At 40.2% G+C, this 12,844-nt stretch carries 8 protein-coding genes; all 8 read left to right on the top strand.

Going from position 1 to position 12,844, the window contains the following annotated elements; all coding sequences use genetic code 11:
• Positions 1-916, top strand: a 916-nt coding sequence (locus ACRCJ0_RS05480) for a class I SAM-dependent rRNA methyltransferase (RefSeq protein ID WP_431389738.1), incomplete at its 5' end; no start/stop codon positions are given.
• Between the two features lie 434 nt (positions 917-1,350).
• A complete protein-coding gene (locus tag ACRCJ0_RS05485; protein ID WP_048728899.1) occupies positions 1,351-2,466 on the top strand; it encodes an S-(hydroxymethyl)glutathione dehydrogenase/class III alcohol dehydrogenase in 1,116 nt (371 codons plus the stop codon).
• 6 nt (positions 2,467-2,472) lie between these two features.
• On the top strand, positions 2,473-3,306 hold the full coding sequence (fghA, locus tag ACRCJ0_RS05490; RefSeq protein ID WP_431389740.1) for an S-formylglutathione hydrolase: 834 nt from the start codon (positions 2,473-2,475) through the stop codon (positions 3,304-3,306).
• Between the two features lie 465 nt (positions 3,307-3,771).
• The gene (locus tag ACRCJ0_RS05495; RefSeq protein ID WP_431389741.1) at positions 3,772-4,473 is read left to right on the top strand and encodes an ABC transporter ATP-binding protein; all 702 of its coding nucleotides are present in this window, start codon (positions 3,772-3,774) and stop codon (positions 4,471-4,473) included.
• Between the two features lie 10 nt (positions 4,474-4,483).
• Positions 4,484-7,327 (top strand): FtsX-like permease family protein, encoded by a 2,844-nt coding sequence (locus ACRCJ0_RS05500; RefSeq protein WP_431389742.1) that lies wholly within the window; start codon positions 4,484-4,486, stop codon positions 7,325-7,327.
• Between the two features lie 243 nt (positions 7,328-7,570).
• Positions 7,571-9,106, top strand: a complete 1,536-nt coding sequence (locus ACRCJ0_RS05505) for a class I adenylate-forming enzyme family protein (protein ID WP_431389744.1) — start codon at positions 7,571-7,573, stop codon at positions 9,104-9,106.
• A gap of 366 nt (positions 9,107-9,472) precedes the next feature.
• Entirely contained in the window at positions 9,473-10,678 is a 1,206-nt protein-coding gene (locus ACRCJ0_RS05510; protein WP_271735820.1) for an acyl-CoA dehydrogenase family protein, read from the top strand.
• A 102-nt stretch (positions 10,679-10,780) separates the two neighbouring features.
• Positions 10,781-12,844 (top strand): 3-hydroxyacyl-CoA dehydrogenase NAD-binding domain-containing protein (locus tag ACRCJ0_RS05515; RefSeq protein WP_431389745.1); only part of this gene is annotated, 2,064 nt, incomplete at its 3' end.

A 12,844-nucleotide genomic window follows, 5' to 3' on the forward strand; every position in this document is an offset into this window, starting at 1 on the left:
GTTAATCGACGATATGACCACTGCCTTCCGTATTTTCAACGGGGAAGGTGACGGCATCGGTGGTTTCACAATCGATTGGTACGCAGGTTACGCCTTGATCCAATGGTATTCAGAAGGTATTTACCGCTACAAAGACATTATCCTAGAAGCCCTAAACAATGTATTCCCAGAACTTAAAGGTATTGTTGGGAAAAACAGATTCAACTTAGACGGCACAGGCAGCGCTAAACAATCAGAAGTTTTAGCTGGCGACATTCCTGAAACCTTAACCATCCAAGAAAACGGTGTAAACTACATCGTTCGTCTTGATGACGGTTGGATGACAGGGATCTTCCTTGACCAACGTAACGTCCGTAACTACATTCAAACTGAAATTGCACCAGGTAAATCATTGCTGAACTTGTTCTCATACACAGGTGCTTTCTCAGTCGCTGCAGCACTAGGTGGGGCAGCTGAAACGATGAGTGTTGATGTGGCAAAACGAAGCCTGCAATTAACACAAGAACAATTCCAAGCCAACGGTTTAGAAATTGGTGACCAACATAAAGTCCGCGTGATGGATGTCTTCAATTACTTAGATTATGCCAAAACACATGACTTACGTTTTGACATCGTGGTCCTTGATCCACCATCATTCTCACGTACGAAAAAACACACTTTCCAAGCAAGTAAAGACTACCGCAACCTAGTTGCTTCAGCATTATCAATCTTACATACAGGCGGTTACTTGGTAAGTTCAACAAATGCCGCCAACATGACTAAAGAAGATTTCATTAAACAGATCGGTGAAGGTTCAGATGACGCACGCGTGGACATCATGCCTGTAGCTGACTTTGGCTTACCAGTCGACTTCCCGGCACCAAAAGGTAACCCGGAAAGTGACTACCTAAAAGTAGAAATCTTCCAAAAATTATAATAAAGATTAACTTGTAAGCCTTCAGCTTACGCTTTCTCTATCATACCATTGAATGCAATGGGACCGCCCTCAGGAAAATTTTCTGAGGGCTTTTTTGACGACTCATTCTGTAAGGTGTGCCCCCACCTAACAGTCTGATGATGTCGAGAAAAAATGATGACCTTGTTTTTAAATGTCGTTTTTTTAACAGGTGGTCATCGTTTTTACGAAAAATATATTTAGCGAGGTACTAAAGTTTGTCGTCGATTTTATTTAAAGACTTACTTCTTGACCAACTTCAATTCTCGTAAAGTCAATCATCAGCTTCAAATCCGGAAGTCCCTTTTCCAAAAAATGATATAGTGATATAAATGTCAGTATTGTGCTATAAATGGTAGTATGTAATTATGGTAATACAAGTAATTGAAAAAGCACAACAGAAAGTAGGAATTTGAATGAAAAGTAGAGCTGCTGTTGCATTTAATCCAGGTGAACCGCTGGAGATTGTTGAAATTGATGTTGCAGAACCAAAGGCGAAAGAGGTATTGGTGAAAATTTTATATACTTCTGTCTGCCATACGGATGCATTTACCTTATCAGGTGATGATCCAGAGGGTGTATTCCCTGCTGTACTAGGCCATGAGGGTGCTGGTGTGGTGGTTGCTGTAGGTGATGAAGTGACGTCTGTTGAGGTGGGCGATCACGTGATTCCGCTATATACAGCTGAATGTGGGGAGTGTAAATTCTGTCGTTCTGGTAAAACCAACTTATGTAGTGCTGTCCGTGAAACGCAAGGTAAAGGGTTAATGCCTGATGGCACTACGCGGTTCTCTTATAATGGCGAGCCTATTTACCATTACATGGGGACAAGTACTTTTAGCGAGTATACGGTCGTTCCTGAGATTTCTTTAGCGAAAATTGATAAAGAAGCGCCACTTGATAAAGTCGGTTTATTTGGTTGTGGTGTCACAACTGGAATCGGTGCAGTCCATAACACCGCTAAAGTAGAAGAAGGCGCTGTAACGGCTGTATTTGGTTTAGGTGCTATTGGATTAGCGGCTATTCAAGGTTTGGTGCAAGCGAAAGCAAGTCGTATTATTGTAGTTGACTTAAACGAAGATAAGTTTGAATTAGCTGAAAAAATGGGTGCTACTGATTTCCTAAATCCATCTAAATTCGACAAACCAATCCAAGATGTCATCATTGAAATGACAGACGGTGGGGTAGATTACAGTTTCGAGTGTATCGGAAACGTTGACGTGATGCGTTCAGCCCTAGAAGCTTGTCATAAAGGCTGGGGTGAAAGTGTCATTATCGGAGTTGCCGGTGCGGGTAAAGAAATTCACACACGTCCCTTCCAATTAGTTACAGGTCGTGTATGGCGCGGGTCTGCCTTTGGTGGCGTGAAAGGTAGAACGCAACTACCAGGTATGGTTCAAGATTACATGAACGGTGAGATTGATATCGATTCATTTATCACCCATAACCTTGATTTCACAGACATCAATGAGGCGTTTGACCTGCTACATAAAGGTGAATCTATCCGTACCATGTTGACTTATGGGGAGTGATGAAAATTGACTTTAGAAATGATTGCTAGCAATCGTGCCTTTGGCGGTGAACACCGCAAATACCGCCATTTCTCAAAGACCTTACAATGTGACATGACCTTTAGTCTATTCTTGCCATCTAACGAAGAAGGGCAAGAAATCCCGCTAGTTTGGTTTTTATCCGGTTTAACTTGTACAGACGATAACTTTAGTCAAAAAAGTGGTTTTCAAAGATTAGCTGAACAACACCAAGTGGCCGTTTTGATTCCAGACACCTCACCACGCGGAGAGGATATTGCTGATGACGACGCTTATGACCTTGGTCAAGGGGCAGGATTCTATTTGAATGCCACACAAGAACCGTGGGCTAATCACTACAAAATGTATGATTATCTGGTGAATGAATTAGGTCAAATTGCAGCCGATTTAATTCCTCATTATGCGGGCAAAGAAAGTATTATGGGCCACTCAATGGGCGGACACGGCGCCTTAGTTATTGGCTTGAAAAACGCCAACCGCTTCAAAGCCATCTCTGCCTTTGCACCCATTCTAAACCCAAGCCAAGTGCCGTGGGGGATTAAAGCCTTCACAACCTATCTAGGTGAAAATGAGGAAGCTTGGAAAGAATGGGATGCCACAGAACTGATTAAAGACGTTGACGCGCCGTCAATTCTAATCACCCAAGGTAGTCAAGATGAATTCTATGCAGAACAATTAGACGAAAGCCATTTCCTTGAAACCGCCAAGGAAAATGGTCAAGCAGTCAATTACCAAAAAGTAGAAGGCTATGACCATAGCTACTACTTCATCGCAACATTCTTAGAAGAACACTTCGCCTTCCACAAACAACATTTAAAATAACAGAACAATGACGTCCCTTGAAGTAGACTTGAATAAGCTACTTTAGGGGCGTTTTTTGATTGGGAAAAAGAGGCGCTAGGTCAGATTGGACTGATGAATAATTGTTAAACATACAGAATCAATGTTGTGCGCCAACCTTAAGCCGCGCCTCCACCGTCAAACCACCCCGGGGTATTGAATGAAATATCTAACTTAAAATCATAAAATTTATGAGCTAGTATTTCTGGAGTGTAGAAAGATTTGTAGCACCAATATTTCTAAAAATAACGTTAACGATAGTGATGTTTCTATTTAAGTAAATTTATATTTTTATCAAAATCATCTACCTCATAGATTATTTAAATAACTTAAACTAAATATTCCGATTCTTTGATTTTGCTTGACCAAATAGTATATGATTAAGGATGATTGGGAGTAAAGACGAAGAATTAGGGTAGATTAAAAAGGAAAGTATGGTGTTGTATAGTGGCTTACATTCACTTAAAGGATGTCGTAAAACAATATGGAACAGGAAATACCGCAATTTTAGCCAATGACCATATAAACTTAGAAATTGAAGAGGGCGAATTCGTAGTGATTCTTGGCCCTTCTGGTGCTGGAAAATCGACGCTTTTAAATATTCTAGGTGGGATGGATGCAGTCACTTCGGGTGAAGTTTTAGTAGCGGATAAAAACATCGCTTCATATGACGAAAAAGGTTTAACCGAATACCGGCGTGACGAAGTGGGGTTCATTTTCCAAAATTATAACTTAATCCCTAACTTGACGGCTATTGAAAATGTAGAGGTATCGGAAGAAATTTCGGATAATTCATTAGCGGCCAAGGATGCACTACAAGGGGTTGGCTTATACCACCGCAAGGACAATTTCCCGTCACAATTATCAGGTGGGGAACAACAACGTGTGTCGATCGCCCGTGCGATTGCGAAAAATCCAAAATTATTATTATGTGATGAACCAACGGGTGCTTTAGATTATGAAACTGGGAAAAAGGTGTTAGGATTCTTACAAGATTTAACCAATGAACAGGGGACAACTGTTGTTGTGATTACCCATAACCAAGCGATTGCGCCGATGGCTGACCGAGTCATCAAAATCAATGATGGAACTGTTTCGTCGCAGGAATTAAATGCCCGACCGATACCAATTCAAGATATTGAATGGTAGGTGGTTATTGATGAAAATGAAGAATAGAAAAATATGGCTAGACGGCTTTCGTGAGATCAAGAATACCCTTGGGCGGTTTCTAGCCTTATTGCTGATTATCATTTTGGGAACGGGGTTCTTTGTGGGTATCCGTGCAGCTGCACCGGATATGATTGCAATAGCGGACAAGTATTTTAACCAAACTAACTTAGAAGATATGTCTATTCAGTCAACCATGGGACTTGACGAGGATGATTTAGCCTTATTAGAAGATGTGGAAGATATTGAATATCAACCTTATGCCTATGTTGACCGTCAGATTGCTACGAGTAATGATTTAGTTCGTTTCTATCCAAACTTCAATGAAACATCAGATATCAACCAATTTGATGTCCAAGAAGGGCGGTTACCTGAAGCAGCCGATGAAATCGCCATTGATAACCAATTAGCCAATGATGAAAACTACCAAATTGGACAAGAAATCAGTTTAACTGATTTAGGTGTCAACTCAGAAGACAATGAAAGTGGTGCCCCAACTCTTTCGGGTGAGACCTTTACCATTGTCGGCTACGTAAATTCACCCCTGCAAATTTCAAATATTAGTCGCGGGGCGACTGGGCTTGGAGATGGGCAATTAAACGGTTTTGCGGTGGTTGCACCTGAAGCGATTAATAGGGATATTTATACCAGTATCGCTATTGATGTGACCGCTATAGATGATTTAGAAGCCTATTCAGATGAATATGACCAAGTCATTGCAGATAAGCAAGCAGAAATTGAACACGTATTCGCCGACCGACCAAGCGAAGTCTACAACAAAAGTGTATCTGAAGCGGAATCAGAAATTTCATCTGGACAAGCGGAAATTGACTCAGCTAGGTCTGAATTGGCGTCTGGCGAAAGTGAATTAAACCAAGCGCAATCAGAAATTGATGACAACCAAAGTCAACTAGACCAACAAGAAAGTCAAATTGAGTCCCAACTACCAGAAGGCGTATCCTTAGCTCAAGCTGGCATGACCAGTGTGGTCGCTCAATTAGAAGCTGGTCAAGCAAGTCTTGATTCAGCTCAAAGTGAGTTAGACCAAGCAAGAAGTGAATATGAAAGTGAAAGTCTGGAAGCTGAAGAATCTTTATCTAGCGCTGAAGCAGATATTGCGGACGCTGAATCAACATTGGCTGATTTAGATGAACCGACTTATACGATTAACAACCGTTCTGGCGTCTCAGGCTATACCGCTTGGGAAAATAATGCGGACAACATGGCCACAATTGGCCAAGCCTTCCCAATTATTTTCTTTCTGATTGCAGCTTTAGTTTCATTTACCAACATGCAACGGATGGTAACAGAGCAGCGGGTTCAAATTGGGACTTACAAGGCCTTAGGTTATAGCCCGCGAACCATTCAAACCAAGTATATTATGTATGCAGGAGTGGCAGCTATTTTAGGGTTGGTCATCGGTATTTCAATCGGTAACTATCTATTCCCGAATATCATTGTGTCTGCCTTCTCCAATACCGTGGCCTTACCAGGCATGATTTACACTTGGCAAATTGTGGACATCTCACTCGCAGTAGGGATTTCCTTGTTGACGACTGTTTTACCAGCTTGGTTAACCACTAGAACGACTCTGAACGAGAAGACCGCACGCTTATTGCAACCTGTTACTGGGAAAAATGGCCAACACATTTTCCTAGAAAGATTCAAAGGGTTCTGGTCCCGCTTGAGTTTCCAAGGTAAGATCACTTGGCGGAACATCTTTCTCTATAAAGGACGTAACTTGATGACCATTATCGGGGTTGCCGGATGTGCCATGTTGATTGTCACTGGATTCGGTCTATCTGACTCTATTTCAGGTCTACCGGACGAACAATTCATCCAAGTGAAAATGTATGACGGTAGCCTGTCATTCAATATGGATGTCAGTCAAGAAGACCGCGACCAAGTAGTGGCCGATTTAACAGATAATGGTGACGTGGAGAATGTTTTACCGCTGTCCCGTGACGTTCTGATGACCGATGACGAAACAATCACCCAACAAATCGTGAGTGTCATGTCCTTTGATTCAGAAAGCAACTATCAAGATTACTTCCAATTACAAGAACTAGACACCGAAAATAAGATGACCTTACCTGAAGATGGTGTCCTTATCACCGCTAAACTGGCCTCATTATTGGGCATTCAAGCAGGAGATACAGTGACCTTGGTGGATACCAATAACGATCCTTATGAATTTTCTGTAAAAGGCGTCATCACCAACTATCTAGGTCATGAAATCTACATGACAGATGCTTACTACCAAGAGGTATTCGGTGAAGAAAGTGAAGAAAACACAGCCCTTGTTCAATTTGACAGTGGCTTATCCACTAGCGACCAATCCGCAATCTTTGACCAAGTCAAAGAAGAATCTAGCGTCATTGGGACAAGTTTAAACGCTAGTCAAATCACGGACTTTGAAGAAACCCTATCAGCCCTTGATCTGGTGACCGTCGTCTTGATTATTTCTGCAGGTGGCCTGGCCTTTATCGTCCTTTACTCACTAACCAATATTAATGTGTCAGAACGGATGCACGAATTGGCGACAGTTAAGGTGCTAGGATTCCGGTCACTTGAAGTGAGTATGTATGTCTATCGAGAAACCTTATTCTTAACCATGATAGGGATTATCATTGGGAACTTCTTAGGATACGGCTTACTTAGCTACATCTTAAATACAGTGGCAATCGATCAGGTATTCTTCCCGATTGTGATCCAATGGCAATCTTACCTTTACGCAAGTCTGATTACCTTAGCCTTCTCCATTGTGGTCATGATCTTTATGCACTACAAACTGAAGAAAGTGGAAATGGTATCAGCACTCAAAGAAGAAGATTAATTAAATTAGGACCGGGATTCATTCCTGGTCTTATTTTTTTATGGGCAAAAATCATCAAAATGACCATGATGTATACAATATTGTTTTTAGTAAACCCCTAATATTGGGCTTTTGTGTCTCATCTGCTCATTTAATTGCTTAAAAATTAAAGAATTTTCTAGACAAGACTTGAGTTTTTAGTAAAATGAGAGTAACAAAAGATGATAGCGCTTACAAATTCTAACGTTTAAGGAGAGATAAACAATGAATTTGGACTGGATTAAAACGCGCGCAATTACTTCCCCTGAAAAGGTGGCGGTGATTGATCCATTGAAACACACAGAATTTACCTATCAAGATTTAAATCAACGTGCGGAAATTTTAGCTCGGCACTTGGTAGAGGATGCAGGCGTCAAAAAGGGAGACCGGATTGCCACTTTTGCCCCTAACGATATTGCTATTATTGATATGTTGTTAGCGGCAATTAAGATTGGTGCAGTCTTCGTTCCACTCAACTGGCGATTAAAACCAGTAGAAATTGCCCGAGTGGTAGAAGATGCAGGTGTTGAATATATTTTATATGCAACTAACCATTTAGACCGACTTTCAGAAGTACCTGAAGCTTACATCAAGTACAATGTGGACGAGGCTGAATACAATCAAATGATGGATTTAAGTAACCATCAACCTTTTGAGAGTGTGTCTATTGATTGGCAAGATCCTATTTTATTAATTTATACCTCAGGTTCAACCGGTCGACCAAAAGGGGTCATTCATACCCATGAAAGTTATCTAAATAACGTATTCAATCAAATCATTTCTTGGAGAATGAGTGAAGATTGGGTAACAATTGGCTCAACCCCAATGTTCCACATTTTAGGTTTTATTGATATTGCGATACCAATGTTAGTTGTAGGTGGTCAATTAGTCTTAGAACGCTACTTCAACTATGAAACCATTAACGATTGGATCCGTACCTACAAACCAAATGTACTAGTCATGATTCCAACCATGTACTACGGTATTATCGCTTCACCTGACTTTAAACCAGAAAACTTAATGAGCGTAGACTTATTAGTCGCAGGAGGGTCACCACCATTACCAGCTGTACAAAAAGTTTTCCAGCAAATGGGTAAAATTATTATTAACGCCTACGGCTTAACCGAAGCGCCTTTATTAACGTTTAATACTAGTCAACGCGCTAACGAGCGCCCGACTACAATTGGTTCTTCTCTTTTATTTGATGAAATGATCGTTGTAGATGATGAGATGCACCCATTACCACAAGGTGAAATTGGTGAATTGTTGGTGAAAGGGAAGAACGTAACACCTGGTTATTGGAAGCTACCTGAAGAAAATGCCAAAGCTTTCCATGATGGCTATTTTAGAACTGGGGATTTAGCTTACTTAAACGAATATGGGGAAATGACTTTAGTCAATCGTTTGAAAGAATTGATTATCACTGGTGGGGAAAATGTCCTACCATCTGAAGTTGAGGCCGTATTAACCCAGCATCCATTGGTTAAATCAGCTATTGTACTTGGATTTGAACATCCAAAATTTGGTGAATCTGTTTCAGCAGCGATCATGGTCAATAAAGATGTTGAAGGCGCAGAGAAATTCCAAGAAGTACTAGATCAATTCTGCTTGGAAAAACTTGCCGGTTATAAGACGCCAAAACTTTACATGGAAATTGACGAAATCCCAGTTAACTCGGTTGGTAAACCAGACCGTATAGAACTTAGTCGTATGATGGCAGCGCACGCTAAAGAAAATTTGACAGCAAGCGCAGGTAGTTAAAATAAGGATTAAATTAGGCACTAGGAGACTTATTTTCCTAGTGTTTTTTATTTACTTTTAAATTTACCTAATAATGGTTGCTTATAAAATTCAACTATATAAGGGATTTTGCATTTATTTTTTAATAGTAATCATAAGTTTAGCTTATATCAATTGTTAATGACGCTTTTTTAGAAAGCGTTTACAATAACTATTAGTATTACTCATAGTCCATATTAATAAGGCTTATTTTTCTTTACCCCTTATTGGTATTAATATAAGTTTGTAAGCGATATCATCTTTGTTAGTTTTACTAGAAAATATTCAATTCAGGCAAAACCAGCGTGGCAATTGATCTATATATAAATAATAAGGAGTGTTTACCTCATGGAAAATAGAGAAGCAGTATTAAAATCGTTATTCCCAGAAGATATTTTAAAGATTTCAAGTGGTTTAACTGATGGAGAAATTGAAGTTTTAAAACAGTTAGTAGAGCTATTAGAAAGCAAATACCGCAGTGGCTTAAATGAAGCATGGGTAACTGAATCAGAACCAGAAGGATTTTTTGAAGATATTGGCAAATTAAGATACTTTGACAATCCCCTTTTATTTGAAGGGCGTGAAGGTAAAAAGACAACCAGTCAATTGTTCCAATTCTTTTTCGCTTTTACCCTATCGCGTTTTGATGTGTCCTTGAATACCTTATTAGGTGTTCATACGGGTCTTGGCTTTAATACTTTCCTATTTGGCGGTAGTCCAGAACAAGTTCAAAAGTATGTGCCAAAATTAGCCAGTCATCAATTGCGCACATGTTTTGCCTTGACTGAGCCAAATCATGGTTCTGATGTGGCTTGGGGATTAGAAACAAGTGCTAGACGTGAAGGTGACAAATGGATTATAAATGGTGAAAAACGTTGGATTGGTGGAGCTTCAGTTGCTGATGTGATTCCAGTGTTTGCTCGTGATGTTGAAACTGGAAAACCAAAATGCTTTATCGTTCAAGCGGGACAGCCTGGTTTGGATATTGACGTTATTCAAAATAAAATTGCTCTAAAAATTGTGCCAAATGCCAATATCCATTTGAAAGATGTTGAAGTCGCTGAAAGTGATCGTCTTCAAAACATTAATTCGTTTAAGGATATCGCTAAAGTTTTATATTCAACTCGTGCTGGAGTTGCTAATATGGCTACTGGTGCGATGGCTGGAGCATTACAAGCTAGCTTGAAATATGTCACTCAGCGTAAGCAATTTGGTAAAGAGATTTCTAATTATCAATTAGTACAAGAAAAATTAGCCATGATGCAAGGAAACTTAACTGCTGCAATGGCTTTATGTTCACAAATTGCACGACAACAAGAAGAAGGTGACTACAACGAGGTAGTGACTTCAGTGGGTAAAATGATGAATGCATTAAGACTTCGGGAAACAGTGGCGATGGGACGCGGGATTTGTGGAGGTAACGGGATTGTAGTAGACAATGATATTGCTCGATTCTTTGCAGATGCAGAGGCCGTTTACACATACGAAGGAACGCATGAAGTAAATGCTTTAGTCATTGGTCGTGCTTTAACTGGACAAGCAGCATTTAATTAGTATTTAAAGGAACAATAATAGAGCGTTGGGTAGAAAAGGCAGATAAGCTACGCTATCCAATCTCTAATTATAGACAATTGATCAAAGATGGAGGGAAATACAATGACAATTACAAAAGCGACCGTTCTCGGGGCTGGTGTCATGGGGAGTCAAATTGCCGCCTTACTCGTAAATGCGGGATTGAAAGTACAATTATTAGATGTTGTCATCGATGAAAATGAACCCAATAAACTTTCTAAGTCTGGCTATGACCGTATCACTGACCGGAAGAAGCCGATGTTATATCAAAGTCAATTTCAAGGTAACTTAACCTATGGGAATTTTGATGATGACTTAAGTGAACCATCAGATAGTGATATTTTTATTGAAGCAGTTAAAGAAGATATCAAAATTAAACACGCTATTTGGGAGAAGATTGCTGCAGTTGCTAAACCAGAAGCTATCCTAGCGACAAATACTTCCGGTATTCCAATTCAGGCAATAGCTAAAGTTTTTAAAGGTGCAGAGCGTGAACGATTCTTAGGCATGCACTTCTTTAATCCACCACGCTATATGAAATTGGTGGAATTAATTCCAACTGAGTTTACGTCTGAAGCGACAATTAATCAATTAAAAGTCTTTACTGAGAAAAAGTTAGGTAAAGGGGTAGTTGTTGCTAACGATGTACCAGCTTTCATTGCGAATAGAACAGGCACCCACTCTATGAGTGATATTATGTACCGTGCTGAGCGTGATCGCCTGTCAATTACGGAAGTAGATGCCTTAACAGGAAAAGCGATTGGCCGGCCACGCACTGGTACTTATGGGCTATCTGACTTAGTAGGGAATGATGTGGCTACTTTTGTAGTTGGAGGCTTGACGCAAGATCCAAGCGAACAGCCATATTTCAACCAATCTACTTTAATTGGCAAATTAGTTGAAAACGGTGCTTTAGGCAATAAGGTTGGTCATGGATTTTATAAGAAAGAAGGCCGTCAACGTTTAGTATTAGACCCAGAAACATTGACTTATAAACCAGCTGAAAAACCAAATCTACCTATTTTAGCTAAATTCTCTAGTAACTTGAAAAAGAATATGGACGTCATCTTTAATGCCACAGATACAGCTGGTAAGTTCCTTTGGGAAACGTTAGCGAGTACTTTCTATTATGCGGCCAATAATATCCCTAAAGCGGCAGTAGATTATAAAGATATTGACCGTGCCATGGTTTGGGGCTTCAATTGGAAAGTCGGTCCCTTCCAACTTTGGGATTTAATGGGCTTTGAACGGGTCAAAAACCGTATTGAAAAAGAGATAGGACCTTTACCAGAATGGGTAGCAAATCGAAGTGAGCCATTTTACAAAGAAGGGGAGATTCTTGAGAATCTAACCCCAATGAGTGAAAAGGTAGATGCAAATATTTGGGAAACAGAGACATCAACCTTAAGTGTTATCAATGATAATCAGTTATTATTCAATTTTCACACACCAAATAATACGATTACAGGCGAGTTATCAGCTGAATTGATTAAAGCTGTGGATGAATTAGAGTCTGGTGACTATGTGGGGATGGTAATTTATTCAAATGGGCCGCATTTCAGTCCTGGTGCGAATTTGAATATGATGAAAGAAGCCATTGAGTCTGACGGGGTTGATGAGTTAATTGGTCAAACAATCAGTGAACTACATGAAGCGGTTAACCGGGTTCGCTACACAGCAAAACCAATTGTAACAGCCGTTCATGGTCGTGCACTTGGTGGCGGGGCAGAATTGGTTTTAGCATCACCTTATATTGTCGCTGCGGCGGAATCTTATATCGGCTTAGTTGAAGTGGGTGTTGGTTTAGTCCCTGGTGGCGGTGGTTTAGCGGAATTAACGGAACGTGTAATGAATATGCCAATCCAAAAAGATGCAAAAATGCGTATTCTAGGAGATGTCATTACGCGCGTAGCTTCTGGTGATGTATCGATGTCAGCTTATGAAGCCAGAGATAAATACTATCTAAGACAGTCTGATGATATTGTGGCAGCTAGTGATAGCGTAGTGGAGAATGCCTTAGACAAGTTAACTTACTTATCTAAGACGAACTATATTCCGCGGACTCAGGTGAACTTCCCAATTCTAGGTACTAGCTTCAAAGCGGTTGTGGAAGGTCAATTAGATGCGATGCGACTAGGTCATTTTATC

This window comes from Aerococcus sp. L_32, assembly GCF_050689315.1.

Coding starts and splice junctions, on each gene's coding strand:
- ACRCJ0_RS05485 (WP_048728899.1), top strand. CDS start 1,351: ATGAAAAGTAGAGCTGCTGTTGCATTTAATCCAGGTGAACCGCTGGAG.
- ACRCJ0_RS05500 (WP_431389742.1), top strand. CDS start 4,484: ATGAAAATGAAGAATAGAAAAATATGGCTAGACGGCTTTCGTGAGATC.
- ACRCJ0_RS05505 (WP_431389744.1), top strand. CDS start 7,571: ATGAATTTGGACTGGATTAAAACGCGCGCAATTACTTCCCCTGAAAAG.
- ACRCJ0_RS05510 (WP_271735820.1), top strand. CDS start 9,473: ATGGAAAATAGAGAAGCAGTATTAAAATCGTTATTCCCAGAAGATATT.